The organism is Arthrobacter alpinus (genome assembly GCF_900105965.1).
In the GTDB taxonomy this organism is placed as follows: Bacteria; Actinomycetota; Actinomycetes; order Actinomycetales; family Micrococcaceae; genus Specibacter; species Specibacter alpinus.
Map to the genome: position 1 here is coordinate 2005576 of NZ_FNTV01000001.1, position 19844 is coordinate 2025419.

A 19844-nucleotide genomic window follows, 5' to 3' on the forward strand; every position below is an offset into this window, starting at 1 on the left:
ACCCGGCGGCCACCTGTTCGGCGGCGCGCCCGGTGAGGGGTCCGTCAGCAGGTTCGTCAGCGCTGGGCGACGAGTTCGATTTCAACCTTCATCGCGGGGTCAAGGAAGGGCAACACGTGGACCAGGGCCATGGTGGGACGAATCTCGCCAAAGACCTCACCGTGAGCCCGGCCTGCCTCTTCCCAGGCGGCGATGTCCGTCAGGTAGATCTTGGACTGCACGACGTCGGCAAAGGAGAATCCCGCCTCGGACAGCACAGCCTCCAGCTTGCTCAGGATGTAAGCGCCCTGGTCATAGAAGCCCTCGCCCACAACAGTCCCGTCCGGACCCGCAGCCGAGGTCGCGGAAATGTACAGGGTGTCGTTGACCTGTACGGCGCGGGAGTAGCCGAGAGTCTTTTCCCAGCTGGAGCCGGAACCGTAGATTTTGCGCACGTGGATGTCCTTTGCGTCTTGGGGCATTGCGCCCGGATGATGGAGCCACCACTATAAGGGCAGGACATCCCACCAGCGGATTTCATTGCGTTTTTCGACAGTACTGACAGTATCCCGGCTGCCCTGGTGTCGATGGCGGCGCGGGACCTGTCCCTTATAGTTCCATCCGGTAGACGCGCAGCATCTTGCCGTTCTCCGGGATCGGCCAATCGCGTTCCGGCGCCCGGGAAAAGCCGAGTTTTTGATACAGGGCGTGGGCGCCATGCCAGTTGTCGCCGGTGGTCAGGCTGACCGCTGCAATGCCCGGGGTTGCGCGGGCGTGAACGAGAATCCAGGTCACCATGGCTTTGCCGGCGCCGCTGCGCTGCACGGCAGGATCAACCACCAGCAAGCGGAACTCCATCTCGTCTTCCAGTGCAATGTCCGCCCATTTGTCGCCAAAGACCGCCAGTGTTGCAGAGCCCACCACTACGCCGTCGCGTTCGGCCACGATCATGGGCGCCGCAGCCGCCCGCTCCCGGACTCGCATAATTTGGCGCATGTACGGGTAGTCAATGCTGTCGAAGTAGCCGGCCCCAAGGTAGGCGTCGGCCGTGATCCGGGCGACGGCGTCGTAGTCGGCTTCAGTGATGGGGCGGACGGTAGTGCTCATGCGGCGGCGGCTTTCTCTGGTTTGGTCTGGGGCAAAGCGTTTGTGGCAGCCCTTGCCTTCCCAGTCTTCCGCACCCGGGCAGCGCCAGGGAAATCCGCCGGCGCGGGCAATCAACGCAGGCGCTGGACACCGGGCCGCGGTTCCATCGGACACCTAATGCGGGTGTTCCGGCCTGCCACCCACCGTACGTGCCCAATGGATTCGCCTCTTTCGGCAGCACCCACCGTACGTGCCCAAGCCCCCGGAGCAGGCCTGGCCTGTGGAAAACTCCCGGCAAGGACGGCCGGCAGAGGCCAGGCTTGTTTCATGGTTTCCCGCGACCAGCTCCCGGAACATCGGGCAGGCCGTTCCTTCACGTTCAGTGAGGGCGTTGCCGGCGGTGCCAGGGTGAGCAGGCTGCGATCCAAGGACCTGGGCATTCCCAGCCGGAAAATCCGGGTCCCGCGCAGCCACCCGCAGAAATTGCTGGACCGGGTGCGCCCCAACACCGCACTCACTCCCGGACGCTGCCTCTCCCATGTGACGGCGGCGCAATTGCATGGCCTGCCACTGCCGTGGTTCGACGATGAAATCGTGCCGGTCCACCTGACCCGTCCCGCGGGTTCACGGCAGCCCCGGCGCCGGCACGTCACCGGACACAGCAGGGACCTTCCCGGTGCAGACATCATGTCCATGGATGGCGTCCCGGTGACCACCCCCGCCCGCACCCTTCTGGACCTGGCCGCCATCTTGACCCTGGACCAGCTTGTGGCCGTTGCGGATTTCCTGGTCTGTGAACATGACCGCCCCTTTCAACATCCCAAGATGGCCATTGTCCAGGCTGCGAGCCTGCGCCGCTACGTGGAAGGGAAACGCAACCTCAGGGGTCTTGCCAAGGCCCGGAAGGCCGTGGAACCCATGCGGATAGGCGTGGATTCCCCTCCGAAAACGCGGCTGCGCCTCATGCTGCAACGTGCCGGACTGCCCGTGTTCGTCCCCAACTACGCCGTTGCCGGAGACCCTGAGGTGTGGCCGGACTTGGCCTGCGAAGAGTACAAAATCTGCAGCGAATACGAGGGCGAGATCCACAAGACCACGCAGAAGCAGCTCTTCGACCGGACCCGTGACGAGCGGACCGCACAGCGCGGCTGGCTGCTGGTCTTGGTCTACGAGGCCGACATGCAGCGCGGTGAGGCCTATGTGGTCGAGATGTTCAGGAAGGCACTCCGGAGGCAGGGCTGGAACGGCTAGGGCAACTGCTGCCAGCGGGCTGGCGAGCTCCCGAAGCCGCTGGACGGCAGCTCTGTACGCAAGGGCACACCGGCAATGTGCACGGCCGGCGGGAGCCTAAGCCCCGGCCCCCACGCCGTTTCCTCAGGCAGCAGCAGGGATTTCTCCAGCACCGGCGCCGGCGCCTGCGGGTCTGAGGGCCTGGTCCGCATGAGTTCCACGGCGGTCCTGGCCAGCGACAGGCGCGGGTTGCGGACAGTTCCGCCCAGCCTATCCCGCCAAGCGTCGATGGCAGCCGCCGCGCACAGGTAACCGGTTGCGTGGTCCAGGGCTTGGACGGGCAGCGGGTGCGGGCGCTCCGATCCAAAGTGCCCCATGCCGGCCCGCGCAATCCCGCAGCTCATCTGCACGAGCGAATCGAAGCCACGCCGTTGTGCCCACGGCCCGCTCCAGCCGTAGGCATCCAGTGCCACGTTGACCAGCCTCGGGTGCCGCACGGCCAGCTCGGCTTCGGAGAGCCCCAGCCGGTCCAGCGCATCGGGGCGGTAGCCGTGGATGAAAATATCAGCTCCGGCCAGCAACTCGTTGAACACTGCCAGTCCCCCGGTCGTTTTGAGGTCCAGCCGGGCACAGCGCTTCCCCACCGTCAGCTCCACCTCCAGCCCGGCCTCCTCCCATCCGGGCGGGTCGATCCGCAGCACCTCCGCCCCCAGCATGGCCAGGAAGCGCGTGGCCACGGGGCCGGCGATGATGCGGGTCAAATCCAGGACACGCACCCCGGCGAGCGGCCGTTCCGCGGTGGGCCGGAAACCTTGCCGGGTGCCGCCGTCGTCCGCCTGCCGTGCTTCACCCCACGCAATGAGCGGTTCCACCGCTACGGCTTTGCCCTGCGGATGCGCCAGCCACTGTGCCTGCGAGCGCATGAGGGCGGCGCACCCGTTGGCCGAAACCACGGCGGCCTCAAGTTCCTCCCCCGCCCAGCGTTCGACGGCGGCGGCAACGGTTGCGCGGTTGGCGTCGGCACCCAGCCCCAGGACTTTCAAGGCGGCGATGCGATGGTGGGGTGCATTGGTGTGGAGCCGGATCCAGCCGTCGGCGCATCGGTAGTCGCCGGCAACGGCATCCCAGACCGGCGGCAGTTCCCAGCCTGTCGGGGTGAAGGAGGTCCCAAACCAGAGGGAGGCCAGATCCCTGTCCACGGTGATTTCAGCAAGGGCGCCACCGCGGTGGTGGGCCAGCTGGGCAACGGCCGTGGCCGCCCGGGCCATGGCCGCGACGGCCAACCCGGAGACATCAAAGGCGGCCGGCAGCGTTCCGCTTTCCGTGACGGTGACGCCTTGGGGTGGCAGGAAGATTGCGTTGCTGACGTCCATGGCAACAGAGTACGCCAGCAGCAGGGTGCAGGGTCCTGGGTTACACCCCTGGAACAAGCTCCAGTGCGTGCTTTTCCACATAGTCCAGGGCCAGGCGGACGGCGCCGAGCGTCACAATGGCATCCCCCAACGTGGAGACCGCCACCTTGGGCGGGTTGGGCATGAACCCGGCGAGCGCCACCTGAAGGGGTGGGAGCAGCACGGCCGACGAGGCCGCAACGGCTCCGCCAATGACCACCAGTTCCGGGTCCATGAAGGTGGCTATCAAGGCGATGACGCGGGCCATGCGCTCGGCAATGTCATTGAGGATCCGGCCGGCCACCGCATCACCTTGAGCCGCGGCGGCAAAGACGGCCTCGGCCGTGATGTCCCCCTCCAGCGTGCTCAGGACTGTTGCCGCCGAGCCCTTCGCGACGGCGGCCACGGCCATGTCGCGCGCCAGCATGGCAATGCCCTCGGGCGTCCCCACCCCGTCCACCAGGTGCAGCAGACCCACCTCACCGCTGCGCCCGGCGGCGCCATGCAGCAGCCGCCCGGATTCCATCAGGCCAAAACCTATGCGTTCACCGGCCAGCATGACGGCCAGATCCTCGGTGCCCACCCCAACCCCCATCCAGCGTTCGGCCATGGCGGCCAGGTTGGCGTCGTTGCCCAGGAGCACGGGCCATCCATACCTGTCGCGCAGATTTTCCTGGATGCCAATGTCAAAGTTTTCCCAGAACGGCTGACTGTGCGGAATTTTGCCGGCCCTGTCAACGGGGGCGGCGATGCCCACCCCGGCCACCAGAACGGCCTCATGCGTCACCCCGGCGCTGGCCAGCGCAGTCGCGATGGCCTTGTCAATGCTGGCCAACCGCTCGGCGTCGGGGGCGGTGAACTCGCCCAGGCTTTCGGTGGCCTTGGCCAGAATGCTGCCTCGAAGATCGGCCACGAGCGCTGTTGTCTTGGCAACACCAAAGTCCAGACCCACCACAACGCCGGCCGTGGCATCAAATTCAAACACCCGGGCCGGGCGGCCCTTTTGCACCGCTGTTCGTTGGGCGGGTAGCTCGCGGACCCAACCGGCCTGGATCAAGTCATCGCACACGGCTATCACGGTGGCGCGGGCCAGCCCCGTGGCCTCGATGAGATCCGTGCCGGTTACGGCCCCGGAGCGGCGCATGACACCCAAAATGGCGCTCATGTTTGTCTGGCGGAGCTGCTGGGGAGTATTCGCTGTGAGTTCCAAAAGGGTGCCCCTTGACGTCCGGCCGTGTGATGTACATAATACTAACAGCGCATAAATTTAGAGTCTAAATATAGAGTGCAAATTATTACTGAGTGGTAACCGCACCTCGATGCATCAGTTCCATCTCTTCCGAAAGAACAAGGGAGTTTTTTGATGAAGGCCGTTTCACCCCTCGCCGCAGGACCAGTCCTGTGAGCCCTTCCGCTATCACCCGCCGCAAATTGCTGGCGGTGGCCGGTGTTGCTGCAGCAGCCCTGGCGTTGCCGGCGTGCAGCAATGCCAAGCCAGGCGCAGTCACCACCATCCGCCTGCAGCAGGGCAAGCCCGAGGTGGTGGACTACTTCAACGGCCTCATCAAGGACTTTGAAACCAAGAACCCGGACATCCGCGTGGTTCAGGACTTCAACGGCGGCAACTGGGTTCCGGGCCTGATCCGCGATGACCCCGCCGATGTAGTGAGCAACGCGTATTCCGTCACCGCGGCCGACTTCGCCAAAAAGGGCATCTTTGCCGATCTGTCCGATCTCCCCGCGGCGTCCATGGCCGATCCCAAGGCGTTGGAGCTGATCAACTCCTTCGGCCAGTACCAAGGCTCGGAGCTTAGCGCATTGCCGTTCTCCCTGGCAGCGGCTGGTGTCATCTACAACATGGACTTGTTCGCCAAGCACAACGTGGACGTGCCCACTACCTGGAATGAGTTCCGCACCGCATGCCAGACGTTCCTGGCCGCCGGAATCACACCGATTTACGGGACGTTCAAGGACTCCTGGACCCTTGGCCAGCCGTACGGCTATGTCTCGGGCGGCGCGGTGGATTTGGCCGACTTCTTCTCCCGCATGCCCATGACGGCAGCGGATTTGAAGAACAATCCGGAAGTTTCCTTCAGCAGCGACTTCAAGGTTGCCACCGAGAGATTCGAAGAAGTGCTCGGGTTTATGCAGAAAGACGCCGGCAGTCGTGCCTACACGGACGGCAACGCAGCCTTCGCCAAGGGTGGCTCGGCCATGTACATGCAGGGCCCCTGGGCGCTGTCAGAACTGACCATCATCAACCCCGCCATCAAGGTGGGCACCTTTCCCCTGCCCATGAGCGAGGACCCCAGCGAAACCCAAGCCCAGGTCACCCTGGACATGACGTTCTCCATCGCCCGCTCCACACCGCGCATGGACGCTGCCAAGCGCTTTGTCAGCTATCTCATGGACCCGGCCGTGGTGAACGCCTACAACAACAAGTTCTCCGCCTTCTCCCCGCTCAAGGGCGCGGCGAAAACAACGAATGAGCAGGTTGCAGGCCTGCAACCGTTCATCACCGATGGCCGGTACTACCTCAATGTGACCAACTACTTCCCGCCGGCCATCACCCTGAACAACTACTTCCAGACGCTGGCGCTGAACAACAACGCCGACGCATTCCTGACCACGCTCGACGACTCCTGGCACCGTGTTGCCGCCCGCAACGCCTAGATCTTCAAAGGAGAAAATCATGACTGCCCCCGCCAGCGTCCGCACAGCTGCTCCAGCTGACAGCGACACAACCATCAAGATCAACCACAAGAAGCGCAAGGTTGACCCCACCTACTACTGGATGATCATTCCGGTCCTGGTCCTTTTTGCCGTCTTCAGCACCATTCCTGCCTTGATTGGCGGATTCTTCAGCTTCACCAACTACGCCGGCTACGGCGACTGGAAAATGGTGGGCCTGCGCAACTTCCAAAACATCTTCACCGATCCGGAAATTCTTGCCTCCTACGCGTTCACCTTCTTCTTCGCCATCGTGGCAACCGTTGCGGTGAATGTGGTGGCCCTGCTGCTGGCCCTGGGCCTGAACTCCAAGATCAAGTTCAAGACTGGCATCCGCGGCATCTACTTCATCCCCATGGTGCTCTCCGGGCTCATCATCGCCTACGTGTTCAACTACTTGTTCTCCAACACACTGCCCGGCATTGCCGAGGCCCTGGGCATTGCACCCCTGGCCACGAGCATCCTGGCCAATGAGCAGTGGGCGTGGGCGGCCATCGTGTTTGTCACTGTGTGGCAGGCAGCACCGGGCGCCACCATCATCTACCTGGCCGGCCTGCAGAGCATTTCGGAGGACGTCTACGAGGCAGCATCACTGGACGGGGCGGGCCCCTGGCGCCAGCTGCGCAGCATCTCGCTTCCCCTGATTGCCGGCTATGTGGTCATCAACATCATCCTCGGCTTCAAGGGCTACCTGGGCACCTACGAAATCATCGTTGCCCTCACCGGCGGCGGCCCCGGCACGGCAACCCAGTCCGTGGCCATGCGCATTTTCTCCGGATTTGCCGGCGGCGACTACTCATACCAAATGGCAAACGCGATCATCTTCTTCATCATCACGCTCATCATTTCACTGCTGCAGCTGCAAATCCTGCGCCGCCGGGAGGTTTCACTCTAATGACACTCACAACCACTACAACAGTGACCGAGCTGCGTCCGGAACTTCATGGTGCACAGAAGCCGGATGCTCCCCGCCCCGTCAAGGTCCGGCGAATCAACCGCGAGGGCTACAAGATCAACTGGTGGATGACGGCGCTGCTGCTGGTGGCATCCCTGACCATCCTGGTGCCGCTGTACTTCACCATCAGCATGGCCCTAAAGTCCCCGGAACAGGCAGCATCAGGCACCGGCTTTGCCTGGCCCAGCGATCCGCACTGGGAGAACTTCGCCCAGGCGTTTGAAATGACCAATTACCCGGCCGCGTTCATGTCCACAGCATTCATCACCGTCATCTCGGTGCTGGGAGCCCTGGCCGCGAGCTCCATGGTGGCGTACGCCATTGTGCGCAACTGGGACAAGAAGTTCTTCCGCCTCTCCTACATTTACTTTCTGTCCGCCATGTTTGTGCCGTTCCCCGTGGTGATCCTGCCGCTGATCAAGCAGACGGCCATGTTTGGCCTGGACAACCCCCTGGGTGTTGCCTTCATTCACATTGTTGGCGGCATCTCGTTCAACTCGCTGCTGTTCATCGCGTTCCTGCGCTCCATCCCGGTGGAGCTGGAGGAGGCTGCTAGGCTCGACGGCGCCAGCACCTGGCAGACGTTCCGCAAGGTCATCTTCCCCCTTCTGGCCCCCATGAGCGCCACCGTGGGCATCTTCGCCTTCCTTGGTTCCTGGAACGACTTCCTGCTCCCGCAGATGCTCATTGCCGACCCTGCACTGCAAACCCTGCCGGTGGTCCAGCAGCTGTTCCAGGGCCAGTTCAACACCAACTACTCGCTCGCCTTTGCCTCCTACCTGATGGCCCTGGCACCCACCCTGCTGGTCTACCTCTTCGCGCAGCGCTGGATCATGTCCGGCGTGATGCGCGGCGCCGTCAAATAGCGCCCCCCTTTTTCGAATACTTCCCAAACCGCACCACACACGAAGGAAAACACCATGACCGCTTCACCGCTTTCCGTGCTGAACGCCGACACCCTGGCCTCCGATCCCAACTGGTGGCGCCAAGCCGCCGTGTACCAGATCTACCCGCGCAGCTTCCATGACGCCAACGCCGACGGCCTCGGTGACATCAAGGGCATCACCGCCAAGGTTGAGTACCTGAAGGAACTGGGCCTGGACGCCGTGTGGCTGAGCCCGTTCTACCCCTCCGAGCTGGCCGACGGCGGCTACGACGTTGCCGATTACCGCAACGTTGACCCGCGCCTAGGCACCCTGGCCGACTTTGACGAGATGGCAGCCGCCATCCACGACGCCGGCATGAAGATCATCGTGGACATTGTCCCGAACCACTCCTCGGACCAGCACGCCTGGTTCCAGGAAGCACTGGCCGCCGAGAAGGGCTCCGCCGCCCGGGCCCGCTACATCTTCCGTGACGGCCAGGGCGCCAACGGCGAGCTGCCGCCGTCGGACTGGGGCTCCATCTTTGGCGGCCCGGCTTGGACCCAGGTGCCTGACGGCCAGTGGTACCTGCACCTGTTCGCCTCCGAGCAGCCGGACTTCAACTGGGACAACCGCGAAGTCCGCGACGATTTCCTGAAGACCTTGCGTTTCTGGTCGGACCGGGGCGTTGACGGCTTCCGCATCGACGTGGCCCACGCACTCTCCAAGGACCTGTCCGAACCGCTGCCCAACAAGGCAGAACTGCGCCGGCTGGAAAAGCTGCACAACGGCTCCAACCCATTGTGGGACCGCGATCAGGTCCACGAGATTTACGCCGAATGGCGTGCCCTGTTCAACGAGTACAACCCGCCGCGCACCGCTGTGGCCGAGGCCTGGGTGGACCAGTCCCGCCGCGCCCGCTACGCGTCCCTGGACAGCTTGGGCCAGGCCTTCAACTTTGACCTGCTCATGGCCGACTTCGAGGCCGAATCCTTCGCCTCGATCGTGACGAAGAACCTGGCCGAGTCCGCCGCCACCGGAGCTTCCTCCACCTGGGTTTTCTCCAACCACGACGTGGTCCGTCACGCCACCCGCTACGGCCTGCCCAAGCTTGCTGACGCCGAAAAGACCCAGGACGGCAAGACCTGGCTCCTGAACGGCGGCGACGAATCCGAGCTGGACCGCGAGTTGGGACTGCGCCGCGCCCGCGCCGCAACGCTGTTCATGCTGGGCCTGCCCGGCTCCGCGTACCTGTACCAGGGCGAGGAACTGGGCCTGCACGAGGTAGCCCACATTGCCGACGCCGACCGCCAGGACCCGGCCTTCTTCCGCAACACCGGCATTGAAGTAGGCCGCGACGGCTGCCGCGTGCCCCTGCCCTGGACCAGCACGGACACTTCCTTCGGCTTTGGCGACGCCCCGGCGCACCTGCCGCAGCCGGCCTGGTTTGCCGAGCATGCAGCATCCGCCCAGGACACGCAGGAAGGTTCAACCCTGAACCTGTACCGCGATGCCCTGGCCCTGCGCCGCCAGCTGCAGACCGGCGAGGAGCTGGACTGGGTGGCCAATGCCAACGCGGACGTGCTGCACTTTGCCCGCCCCAACGGCTGGAACGTTGTCACCAACTTCGGCGAAACCGCCGTGGCGCTGCCCTCCGGAACTGTTGCCGTGAGCAGTGTTCCCTTGGAAGACCGCAAGTTGCCGGCCAACGCCACAGCCTGGCTCGTCTAGTCCCCACCCGCTCCCCTTTGATGGGTCGCTAGCGACCCATCAAAGGGGCCCCTCGCGGGCGTGGGCCCAAGCGGCCAGCATCATCCACCGCAAACAGGCGCTGCCGCCCACCCTCTCTCCGGGGTGGGCGGCAGCACCTGTTTCAGCACATCCCCTCTTCAAGGAAGACCCATGGAACCAACAACCTGCGAAGCCCTGCGCCTCGGCATCGACATTGGCGGCACGGCCATCAAGTACGGCGTAGTTGACACGGCCACCGGAAACTTGGCCAGCCCCATTGCCCAGCTGCCCACGCCGAATCCGGCCACCCCCGATGCCGTGGCCGGCGCCCTGCGCAAGCTGCTGGCTGAGGTGGAGCGCTGGGATGCGGCACTGCCGCCGGATGCGGCCGCGGGCGTCGCCTTTCCGGCCATCATGCGCCATGGCACGGCCCACTCCGCCGCCAACATCAGCGATGAATGGATCGGCATGGACGTCAACGAGCTGCTCGGCCAGGCGCTGGGTCGGCCCGTGAACACGATCAACGACGCCGACGCCGCCGGCCTTGCAGAAGCCTCCAGGGGCGCCGGCCGGGGACAGGACGGCACCGTGCTGGTCCTGACGCTGGGCACCGGGATTGGCTCGGCCCTCGTGGTGGACGGGGCACTGGTGCCCAATCTTGAGTTGGGCCATTTGGAGATGGGCGGCGAGAAGGCAGAGGCCCGGACTTCGGCCGTGGCCCGGGAACGGGACGGACTGGACTGGACCGGCTATGCTGCCCGCCTGCAGGAATACCTGGCCCACGTGGAGTTCCTGTTCTCCCCGGAGCTGGTCATCCTTGGCGGCGGCATCTCGGTGCGGCATGAGGAATTCCTCCCCCACCTGAGCCTGCGCACCCCCGTGGTCCCGGCACAGCTGCACAATTCAGCCGGCGTTGTGGGCGCCGCCCTGGCCGCCGCATAGCTCCCCGCTTGCGCGCATGTCCCTGCATGCGCGCAAGCGGGTACGTAAGCGGAGACTACTCCTTCGGCGCGAAGCTTTCTTCCAGTCCCGGCACGCAGGCTCCGGTCCACACCGAGAGCACTTCCTCGCGCGTCGGGAGCCCGTTGACAGCAGGGCTCAGGACCGGCCGGTGCACCCAGGCCCCGGCCTCCTGGGCAATGAGCCCGCCGGCGGCAAAATCGTGCTCAAACAAGCCATATTCCAGATATGCATCCACGGATCCCTCGGCCACGGCACACAGCTCGAGCGCAGCGGATCCCAGTCGGCGGAAGTCGCCAAAGTGGTCCATCCGCCCGTCGAGCTCGGAGACCAGCCGACGCCGCACATCGGCGTCGTAGGTCAGTGCCGTGGACAGCAGCGTTCCTCCGCGCGCCTCGAGTGGGCCGTGCAGGGCCCGAACTCCCTGCACGCCGTCGGCCCGCGTCTCATCCAGCCAGGCGCCGCCGCCCTGCGAGGCGAAGTACACGCGGCGCAACGCCGGTGCGTCGACCACCCCGGCCAGCCATTCGCCGCTTGGCCCCATGACGGCCACCGAGGTGCCGTAGTAGGCGATGTTGCGGATGAAGTTCATGGTGCCGTCGAGCGGGTCGATGCTCCAGCGGTACCCGGACGGCTCAGCCGGCAGCTCAGGCGCGAGCTCCTCGCCCGTGATGACGTCGTGCGGACGGGCGTCGGCGATGACGGCCCTGACGGCCCGTTCGGCGGCCACATCAAAGGCCGTGACCCAGTCGGCGTCGGACGATTTTTCCGTGGCACCAAATCCTGCCGGGTCCCGCGCGGCCAGCACGGCGGCGCCCGCGGCAGCAGCCCGCAGGGCTACCTCTAAAAGTTCGTCAACACTTACGGCGTGCGGGGTCATGGGGATCCTTTGCTTGGGGTCGGCTGAAATTACTCGGCTGGGTCGGCGGCGGGAGCAGGCCCGGTGGCCAACAACGCAATGAAGGCGTCTTCATCCAGCACAGGGATGCCCAATGATTCAGCCTTGTCCAGCTTGGTCCCCGCTGCCTCACCGGCCACCACATAGGAGGTGTTTTTGGAGACCGATCCGGCCGCCTTGCCGCCGCGGCTGATGATGGCTTCCTTGGCCTCGTCACGGCTGAGCGTTGGCAGCGTTCCCGTCACCACAATGGTCAGCCCCTCTAGTGTTCGCGGCATGGATTCGTCCACGGCATCGGCCATGAGCACGCCAGCCGTGGCCCACGCGTCAATGTTTTCCTGGTGCCAGTCAACCGCAAACCATTCGATCAGGGCCTCAGCAATAATGCCGCCAACACCGTCAACGTTGGCCAATTGCTCCCGCGCATCGGGGGCCAGCAACGCCTCCCGGATGGCCGCCATGGTGCCGTAGCGGGTGGCCAGCGCGCGCGAGGCCGTAGGCCCAACATGCCTGATCGACAATGCGACCAGCACACGCCACAGCGGCGCCTTCTTGGCTTTTTCCAGTTCCTCGTACAGCTTCTCGGTGGTCTTGGTGGGCACCGAAGGCTTCTTGGCGGTGGCCTTCGTGTAGAAGTATGGGACCTGTTGGAACCGTCCCGTGCCCTCGCCCTTGGCCCGGATTTCACGCCAAACCACGACGCCGGACAGGTCAAGATCAGCGATCGAGAAGACTTGCGCTTCACTCACCAAAGGTCCGGGTCCCGCCGGGGCGATGACCCCGCCGTTCTCTGCCGGGTCGGGGCCGGGGCCGGAGGTCAAGGCCACGGCGGCCTCATAGCCGAGCGCTTCAATGTCGAAGCCACCGCGGCCGGACAGGTGGGCCACCCGTTCGGTCAGTTGGATGGGACAGGACTTGGTATTGGGGCAGCGAATGTCAATGTCGCCGTCCTTGGCCGGGGCAAGCTCGGTGCCGCACGACGGGCAGTGCGTGGGCATGACAAATTCGCGCACGGGCGGGTCCTGAAGATCGCGCAGAGCCATGACGGGGCCCACGATTTCCGGAATCACGTCTCCGGCCTTGCGCAGCACCACGATGTCCCCGATCATGACGCCCTTGGCCTTGACCACATCCTGGTTGTGCAGTGTGGCGCGCTCCACGGTGGAGCCGGCAACCTTGACCGGTTCCATGATGCCGAACGGGGTCACCCGTCCCGTGCGGCCCACCTGGACCTGAATGTCGATCAGCTTCGTGTGGACTTCCTCCGGCGGGTATTTGTACGCTACGGACCAGCGCGGTACGCGGGAGGTGTGGCCGAGTTCGCGCTGCGTGGCGAGATCGTCCACCTTGACCACAATGCCGTCAATCTCATGGAGCAGGTCGTGCCGGTGTTCACCGTAGTTGGCAATGAAGTCCAGAACTTCCGGGAGGGTGTCCACCACCTTGTAGTACGGGCTGATGGGCATCCCCCACGATTTCAACAGTTCGTAGGTTTCCGATTGTGTGGCGGTGGTGAGGCCGTCGCGCGCGCCGATGCCGTGGACAAACATGTTCAGGGGTCGCTTGGCAGTTTCGGCCGCGTCTTTTTGGCGCAGCGATCCGGCCGCCGTGTTGCGGGGATTGGCGTAGGGCGCTTTCCCGGCCGCGACCATCTGCTCATTGAGCGCTTCAAAGTCCTTGGAGCCGATAAATACCTCACCCCGGATCTCCACTTCGGCGGGGAAATTCTCCCCGTGCAGCTTCTGCGGGATGGCCTTGATGGTGGCCACATTGTGGGTGACGTCCTCACCCGTGGTGCCATCGCCGCGCGTCGCTGCCCGCACCAGAACGCCGTCGCGGTAGAGCAGGTTCACGGCCAGGCCGTCGATCTTCAGCTCGGTCAGCCACTGCGGGGCCCGCCCGCCACGCTTTTCCACCGACGCCGCGGCCCGGTCCAGCCAGGCCTGGAGCTCCTCCAGTGAGAAGACGTCCTCGAGTGAATACATGCGCGCCAGATGGTCGACGGCGGCGAAGGCCACCGAGACATCCCCGCCCACCACTTGGGTAGGGGAATCGTTCGTGACAAGTTCCGGATTCAGCGCCTCGAGCTTTTCCAGCTCGCTGTAGAGCAGGTCAAATTCGGCGTCGCTGACCACGGGGGCGTCGTCGTTGTAGTACGCCGCGCGGTACTTTTGAATGAGGTCCACCAGAACGCCGTAGCGATCCCGTGCGTCTTGGGCAGGCATGACCTCTGCGGAAACTAAATCGGCGGACATGTTCTGGGGTTCTACTGGCTCGCTGCTCACGGTTCTATCTTGCCGCATGATGGCCGCAATGGCTCCCCAGACACAAAAAACGCCGGTTCCCGCATAATGCGGAAACCGGCGTTTTTTGTTGGGACACTGGGCCCACAACTCCGAGGGCCCCCAATGCCGGGTCGCTAGCGACCCGCCATTGGGAGGAGTTGGGATCAGTGTGCAGAGGTGTCGATCTGCTGCTGCTTCTGCTTGTTCACCAAGGTCTTGACCTGGCCAAGATCGGAAACAACGTTGGCCAGCTGCTTCTTGGAGGTGGGCCACTGGCTTCCCTTGAAGTTGTTGGCGTCGGGGCCTTCCCAGCGAACCGACTGAGCCTTGCTGTCCAGGGTCGACATCACCTGGGTGATCTGATCGATCGCCTGTCCAAGCTTGGAGACCAAATCCGCCATGTCTGCGGGATCGTTACCAATCATTCCACCTGCCATGATGCACATCCTTTTCATTCGCTTTGGCCCCGATGGCGTATCCAACCGGGCGACTACCAAAAATCTAACAAGCCTTTTCACGGGCGTCGATGGGGACAACTCCCCGTACGCGCAGCCCCCTACCAAAAGGCGATACTACCGTTCGTGGTCAATAGTGCTGGCAACCTGAACCTTGAACGCCTTGCCGCGGCCCACAATGTACCCGCGGCCCGGGATGAATTTGTTGTTGTAGACCCGTCCCAGGGGCGTGTTCATGAGGGTGTCGCCCTCAACATCGCCAGGGTTCATGAGCAGGCCGCGGCGGCCAGCCTTGAACAGTCCGGCCAGGCTCCAGGCTCCGGACCAGGTGGAGGTTTCGGCCTCGCCCACCACAAAGTAGTTGGCCTTGACGGCTGACTTGATCAGCGTGACGAGGTCCATTTCGGCCTCGGAGTCACCAAACTCGGTCACGCCCTCAATGAAGAACGCCACGGGTTCAGTTTCGGCCTCAACGGAATCGATGAAGCGCTGCAGTAGCGGCTCCAGGGCTGCGGCGCCCACGATCGATTCATCCCAGACCGGCAGGTTGGCGATGGCCGAGCGGCGTGAGCCGAAGTACACGCGCCGGGTACCCGGCGTCGAACGTTTCAGGGCTTCGGCCAGGGTCACAAGTGCCGTGGTGCGCCCGGACGACGGCGGTCCCGTCAGCATGAGCGCGCCGCTGGCTTGCAGGCCGGCAGGTTCCAGGTTGAAATCGTCAACGCCGATGATCACGTTGCCGGGCGTTGCCGCCGGCAGCACGTCAAGGTCCAGCATTTCCGGCAGGGCCTGCACGCGCGGGGCTTGTTTGACACCTTGGCGGCGCAGCGACTCGGCAAGGCTGGCGACCTGCCGGGCCTGCAATGCCAGGTTGGAGGTCCCACCAAAAATGGCCAGCTGCACCTCACCGCCGTCGATCATTCCACGGCCCGGGGGTGACGCAGCAGTGAGGACATCGCGCGGCAGGCCCAGGTTGGAGTAATCATCGGAGGTGGCAAGGCGCAACACCAGCTGGCGCTGAACCGAGGCCGCCAACGACGCCGGCAGCGACTTCGGGCTGTCACCGGCAATGACAATGTGGACACCCATGGGACGGCCGTCGGTGGCAATCTGCTGCAAAGTTTCAAACTGCGTCATGCCGGTGCGGAACTCGTAGATCTCCCTAAAAGTTGACAGCCCGTCGACCATAACAATGATGCGCGGCTCATCGGGTTTGTTGGCGAGGCGGCGGTATTCGGCGATGCTGCCGGCCTTGACCTGCGCAAAGCTCTCGGCGCGTTCCTCGATAATGCCGCGAACGTATCGCAGCAAGCGGCCCACACGTTCGGCGTCCTCAGCGTTGATGATGCCACCCACGTGCGGGAGCACCTCCAACATCTGCAGACCGTTGGAGGCGGCATCGATTCCGTACACCTGCACGGGGCCTCCGCGCGGGGTGATGGCCGCAGCAATTGCGATGGTGCGCAGGGCAGCTGACTTGCCCGATCCGCTGGCACCGAGGATGGCCATGTTGCCGTCCCGGTCAGGTTCGAAGAACACGGTGGGCTGGGCCTGATGCTCGGGATCGTCCATGACGCCCAACAACAGTTGCTCGTCACTGCGCTGGCCGGGCAGCTTGGAGAAATCGTAAATCTCCGACAGCTCGCTGAGCCACGGTTTCCGGGGCGGCTTCACGCCAAGTTCAACGGCCGCCAGTGACACATTGGCCACCACCTTGGCGATGTCGTTGGGACCGGCCGAGTCCTCTACAGGTGTTGCCGGGAGTTCTTGTTCCCAGGGTGCACCGGCGCCAAAGTCCATCTCCACAATGTCAATGCGGGGGCGCTGCGGGGTGCGGCTGGTCCAGCCACCGGCATAACCGGTCTGGAAGCCCTGGATGCGTCCCGGTCCGGTCTTTGCGGCACCGCGGCCGGGGATGGACGGGCTGAAGTAAGCGGCCGAGGATTCGCCGAGGATATCCATGGAATCGTCCACATCTGCCATGCGCAAGGCGATGCGCATGTTGGTGTTGGCGCGCAGGCTGTCCTTGATGACGCCGGAGGGCCGTTGCGTCGCCAGAATCAGGTGCAGGCCCAGCGAGCGGCCACGGGCGGCGACATCCACCACACCGTCCACGAATTCGGGGACTTCCTTGGCCAGCGCGGCAAATTCGTCCACCACAATGATCAACGACGGCGGTGCCTCAGGATCCGCTTCACGTTCCAGGGCCAAGAGGTCCTTGGCCTTTTTCCGGTTGAGCAGGTGTTCGCGGTAATGAAGCTCGGCGCGCAGGGACGTGAGCGCTCGGCGCACCAGGTGCGGAGAAAGGTCGGTCACCAGGCCCACGGTGTGCGGCAGTTGCAGGCAGTCCGCAAACGCGGCGCCACCCTTGTAGTCCACAAAAAGGAACGACACCCTATCGGGACTGTAGGCAGCGGCCATGCCCAGCACCCAGGCTTGGAGGAACTCCGACTTTCCGGCACCGGTGGTTCCACCCACCAGGGCGTGTGGACCTTCCGTTTTCAGGTCAAGGTACATGGGCTCCACGCCCTTGGAGCCCACCAGCGCCCGGAGGGAGCCCTGGTGCTTGCGGTTCTTCACGGCACGTGAGGCCACGGAGTTGTTCTCCAGCCAGCGATCGGCAATGCCCTGGGTGCCCTCCACCAGGTCATGACCGGCCAGCGCCACATAGGAGACGGCACGCGGCAGGTCAGAATCGTCGTCGATTGGTTTTCCGGCGTCGACCACGGGAGCCAGCATGCGGGCCAGTGCTGAGGCCAGCTCCAGGCTGACACTTTCACAGCTGACAGGGTAGGTCAGTTGGCCCAGGCGAACCTGTCCCGTGGTGGCGGTTTCAGCAACGTGGACAAAGTCGCGGCAGGCGGCGGGGAGCGCCTCGATGGATCCGGCCACCCACAGAATGTGGACACCAACGTCTGCGCCGTATTCGGTCAGTCGGGTCAGGCGGGCGCGGTCAACCTTGACATCGTCCTCGATGATGACCAGCAGGGCGGGCGTCACCGGCTGCGGGATCTCAGATTTGGCGGGGTCTATTGCGCCACGAAGGGCCGCCCTGTGCGCCTCCAAGCTGGCACCGCGGTTCAGCAGAAGCTCCTCCAGCGCTGTCAAGAGCAACCCGGCTGCCCCGTGGCCCGAGGCCAGGTGCTCCCCCGCCAGCGGCGAATGCACCGAGCCAACATGGGGAAGCCATTGCAGCCATTCCCACCGGTCCTTGGATTCGGCCGAGGTCATGGCGGCCACGGCCAGTTCCGCAGGCGAGTGCAGCCCTACGGCCTGCAGCACCAAGGCGCGGGCAACATCGTCCACCACTCCGCGGGGGCCGGCAACACCGAGGGCGCCGCTGGTCCTAAATTGTGCCACCACGGGCACGGCATCGATGTCTTCAAACTCGGTCTTGATGTCTTGGATCTCTGCCATGTATTCGGGCAGGGTGTTGTTTTCCCCCGGCACCTTGACAGGTGTGCGTGAGGGCTGGCGCCCAACGCCGAGGCGCAGTGAGAGGAAATTCTTGTGCTCGGGCCGGTGTGTCCACATCAGCGGGCCCAGCTTGTAGATGGCATCGACCGTTTCCGCCGTGGAGGGGCTTTCGGAGAGACGAACAGCCCGCTCAACCTGCTGGCGCGCTGTCATTTGCCGGCGGAATTCAACCACGGCGCCACGGAACTGCTCAATGGAATCCTTGAGTTCGCGCCGGCCATTGGCCTTTTGGTCAAAGTAGCCGCCGAGCATCATCAACGGCATCATGGCCATGAAAACCAGGCTGAACAAGCTCTTGGTCACGGCAAACATGATGGCGCCCATGAAGATGGGGGCCATCAACATGATCACGGGGAAACGATCCCGCTTGGGCCGCTGGGGCCCGCTGGGGATGGTTTGTTCTTCAACTTTGAAGTGCGGCACAACGCGCGGTGACCTGTTGAACTCCACCAGGGGGCTGGTGGGTCCTGATTGGGCGCCGCGGCCCAGGCTGACCACCGAGATGGTGGTTTCACCCAGCGTCACCTCGTCATAGGAGCTCAAGACGGCCCTGGAAACCTGGGTGCCTTCCATCATGAGGCCGTTGGCGGAGCCGGTATCGGCGATCTCAATGGTTTCACCGACAGTGATCCGGGCATGGCGCTTGGAGGTCATGGGGTCGCTCAGGCGCACGTCCGCATCCAGGGCTCGGCCCAGGTAGCTGGTGCCGGCAGGCAGAGAGAATTCGGCGCCTTTGTCCGGGCCGGCCGTGATGCGCAGTGTTGCGGCGGCCGGGCCGCGATCACGGTTGGGAACGGCAAAGCTGTCGCTGACCTGGGTCAGCGAGACTGTGGCACCGGGACGCAACCCGGATTCCATGAGGTTCCCCTCGGGCGGCAAGGTGCGTCCGCGAACGCCGCCCACCATGGATTCCTCCACCAAGAGCGAGAGGTTGGTGGGGGCCTGCGCACCTTTACGTGTTGGATCGCTGAGGTACAGCTCGGTGGCGATGTCCCCCACGGATGCCAAACCGTCAACCGTGACGGCGAGGTTCTTGTCCTCTTGCGGTTCACGCTTGAGTGTCAGCCTGATCCTCATTCAGTTTCCGTTCCGCGTTCGCTGTCCAGCAGGGGCAAGTCGTCGGGGGTGACCAGGTGCGAGGTGACAGAATGCTCCACGAGGCGGGCACGGCGGTTTGTGGCGAGTTTTCCGCCACCGCCGCGCAGGCCAACCACACCCACCCGGTCCAACTTGTCACAGACGTTGTCCAGTTTGCGGTTGAAGCGCGTGAGCGCCCAGCCCAGTCGCTTGGCCGCTTGGGCCGAGGACGGGATGGAGCTAAAGCCTGTGCCGCCACGGCGCAGGAGTGGCTCGGCCAGGGCAACAATCAAGGCCTTCTGCGAGGGGGTGAATACCACTGGTCCAATGGTGGTTGAGCCGGCCGAATCTTCCTCACGGCTTTGCGATGTGAACGCCGGTGAGTCCAGATGAACGGAAAATTCGTAAGTGGTGGGGCCCGCCGTGAAAACCACATTGGTCTGGCTAAAGACCAGCGGAATCCGGGCACCCGGAGCCATCCACGCCTGCATGCCGCCTGCGGCGTCGGCGATCGTGGCCGAGAGCATGGTGCCGGCGTTGGTCAGCCACCAGATGCCGTCGTACTTGCTGACCTCCAGAAATTTCCGGTGCAGGTACGGGTTGTCATCAACTTCGATGTCACCTTCGCGACCAATGCTAAAAATGGTCTCGGGCGATGGTTGGTACCACTCGCCGCAAAAATCAATGGTCAGTTCAGCCATAACGGCAGCCCCCTTGTGTACTTACT

15 protein-coding genes are annotated in these 19844 nt (G+C 64.2%); 6 read left to right on the plus strand and 9 right to left on the minus strand.

Going from position 1 to position 19844, the window contains the following annotated elements; genetic code table 11:
* Positions 1-56 precede the first annotated feature (56 nt).
* Entirely contained in the window at positions 57-434 is a 378-nt protein-coding gene (locus BLV41_RS09375; protein WP_074711449.1) for a RidA family protein, read from the minus strand.
* Between the two features lie 154 nt (positions 435-588).
* Entirely contained in the window at positions 589-1086 is a 498-nt protein-coding gene (locus tag BLV41_RS09380; protein ID WP_074713228.1) for a GNAT family N-acetyltransferase, read from the minus strand.
* A 306-nt stretch (positions 1087-1392) separates the two neighbouring features.
* On the opposite strand from BLV41_RS09380, the gene BLV41_RS22475 reads away from it, so the two are divergent.
* Entirely contained in the window at positions 1393-2316 is a 924-nt protein-coding gene (locus BLV41_RS22475) for a hypothetical protein (protein WP_244516818.1), read from the plus strand.
* On the opposite strand, the gene BLV41_RS09390 is transcribed toward BLV41_RS22475, so the two are convergent.
* Positions 2313-3668, minus strand: a complete 1356-nt coding sequence (locus BLV41_RS09390; protein WP_074711450.1) for a CoA transferase — start codon at positions 3666-3668, stop codon at positions 2313-2315. The genes BLV41_RS22475 and BLV41_RS09390 overlap by 4 nt on opposite strands.
* A 40-nt stretch (positions 3669-3708) precedes the next feature.
* Positions 3709-4896: an ROK family transcriptional regulator gene (locus tag BLV41_RS09395; RefSeq protein WP_244516820.1), complete on the minus strand. Its 1188-nt coding sequence runs from the start codon at positions 4894-4896 to the stop codon at positions 3709-3711.
* A gap of 191 nt (positions 4897-5087) precedes the next feature.
* Here BLV41_RS09395 and BLV41_RS09400 point away from each other — a divergent pair, with 191 nt between their 5' ends.
* The 5 genes from BLV41_RS09400 (at position 5088) to ppgK (ending at position 10907) form a co-directional block, all read left to right on the plus strand.
* On the plus strand, positions 5088-6359 hold the full coding sequence (locus BLV41_RS09400) for an ABC transporter substrate-binding protein (RefSeq protein WP_074711451.1): 1272 nt from the start codon (positions 5088-5090) through the stop codon (positions 6357-6359).
* A 19-nt stretch (positions 6360-6378) separates the two neighbouring features.
* Positions 6379-7311, plus strand: a complete 933-nt coding sequence (locus BLV41_RS09405; protein WP_074711452.1) for a carbohydrate ABC transporter permease — start codon at positions 6379-6381, stop codon at positions 7309-7311.
* Complete coding sequence (locus BLV41_RS09410) at positions 7311-8237, plus strand: carbohydrate ABC transporter permease (RefSeq protein WP_083360694.1); 927 nt, start codon at positions 7311-7313, stop codon at positions 8235-8237. The genes BLV41_RS09405 and BLV41_RS09410 overlap by 1 nt, the downstream gene beginning before the upstream one ends.
* Positions 8238-8291: 54 nt before the next feature.
* Positions 8292-9965, plus strand: a complete 1674-nt coding sequence (locus BLV41_RS09415) for a glycoside hydrolase family 13 protein (protein WP_074711453.1) — start codon at positions 8292-8294, stop codon at positions 9963-9965.
* Positions 9966-10136: 171 nt separating this feature from the next.
* On the plus strand, positions 10137-10907 hold the full coding sequence (gene ppgK / locus BLV41_RS09420; protein WP_074711454.1) for a polyphosphate--glucose phosphotransferase: 771 nt from the start codon (positions 10137-10139) through the stop codon (positions 10905-10907).
* 55 nt (positions 10908-10962) lie between these two features.
* On the opposite strand, the gene BLV41_RS09425 is transcribed toward ppgK, so the two are convergent.
* From BLV41_RS09425 to BLV41_RS09445, 5 genes are all read right to left on the minus strand, one after another.
* On the minus strand, positions 10963-11805 hold the full coding sequence (locus BLV41_RS09425) for an inositol monophosphatase family protein (protein WP_074711455.1): 843 nt from the start codon (positions 11803-11805) through the stop codon (positions 10963-10965).
* 29 nt (positions 11806-11834) lie between these two features.
* Positions 11835-14126, minus strand: coding sequence for an NAD-dependent DNA ligase LigA (ligA, locus tag BLV41_RS09430; RefSeq protein WP_074711456.1), 2292 nt, complete (start codon positions 14124-14126; stop codon positions 11835-11837).
* Positions 14127-14272: 146 nt separating this feature from the next.
* Complete coding sequence (locus BLV41_RS09435) at positions 14273-14545, minus strand: WXG100 family type VII secretion target (protein ID WP_058945648.1); 273 nt, start codon at positions 14543-14545, stop codon at positions 14273-14275.
* Positions 14546-14680: 135 nt separating this feature from the next.
* Complete coding sequence (locus BLV41_RS09440) at positions 14681-19117, minus strand: type VII secretion EssC family protein (RefSeq protein ID WP_074711457.1); 4437 nt, start codon at positions 19115-19117, stop codon at positions 14681-14683.
* Positions 19114-19818: an FHA domain-containing protein gene (locus BLV41_RS09445; protein WP_044571509.1), complete on the minus strand. Its 705-nt coding sequence runs from the start codon at positions 19816-19818 to the stop codon at positions 19114-19116. The genes BLV41_RS09440 and BLV41_RS09445 overlap by 4 nt, the downstream gene beginning before the upstream one ends.
* Between the last annotated feature and the right edge of the window lie 26 nt (positions 19819-19844).

Excerpts from the sequence above, each read along its gene's own strand:
- ligA (WP_074711456.1), bottom strand. The coding sequence starts at position 14,126 with ATGCGGCAAGATAGAACCGTGAGCAGCGAGCCAGTAGAACCCCAGAAC.
- BLV41_RS09390 (WP_074711450.1), bottom strand. The coding sequence starts at position 3,668 with ATGGACGTCAGCAACGCAATCTTCCTGCCACCCCAAGGCGTCACCGTC.
- ppgK (WP_074711454.1), top strand. The coding sequence starts at position 10,137 with ATGGAACCAACAACCTGCGAAGCCCTGCGCCTCGGCATCGACATTGGC.
- BLV41_RS09440 (WP_074711457.1), bottom strand. The coding sequence starts at position 19,117 with ATGAGGATCAGGCTGACACTCAAGCGTGAACCGCAAGAGGACAAGAAC.
- BLV41_RS09445 (WP_044571509.1), bottom strand. The coding sequence starts at position 19,818 with ATGGCTGAACTGACCATTGATTTTTGCGGCGAGTGGTACCAACCATCG.
- BLV41_RS09410 (WP_083360694.1), top strand. The coding sequence starts at position 7,311 with ATGACACTCACAACCACTACAACAGTGACCGAGCTGCGTCCGGAACTT.
- BLV41_RS22475 (WP_244516818.1), top strand. The coding sequence starts at position 1,393 with ATGGTTTCCCGCGACCAGCTCCCGGAACATCGGGCAGGCCGTTCCTTC.
- BLV41_RS09435 (WP_058945648.1), bottom strand. The coding sequence starts at position 14,545 with ATGGCAGGTGGAATGATTGGTAACGATCCCGCAGACATGGCGGATTTG.
- BLV41_RS09415 (WP_074711453.1), top strand. The coding sequence starts at position 8,292 with ATGACCGCTTCACCGCTTTCCGTGCTGAACGCCGACACCCTGGCCTCC.
- BLV41_RS09425 (WP_074711455.1), bottom strand. The coding sequence starts at position 11,805 with ATGACCCCGCACGCCGTAAGTGTTGACGAACTTTTAGAGGTAGCCCTG.
- BLV41_RS09405 (WP_074711452.1), top strand. The coding sequence starts at position 6,379 with ATGACTGCCCCCGCCAGCGTCCGCACAGCTGCTCCAGCTGACAGCGAC.
- BLV41_RS09380 (WP_074713228.1), bottom strand. The coding sequence starts at position 1,086 with ATGAGCACTACCGTCCGCCCCATCACTGAAGCCGACTACGACGCCGTC.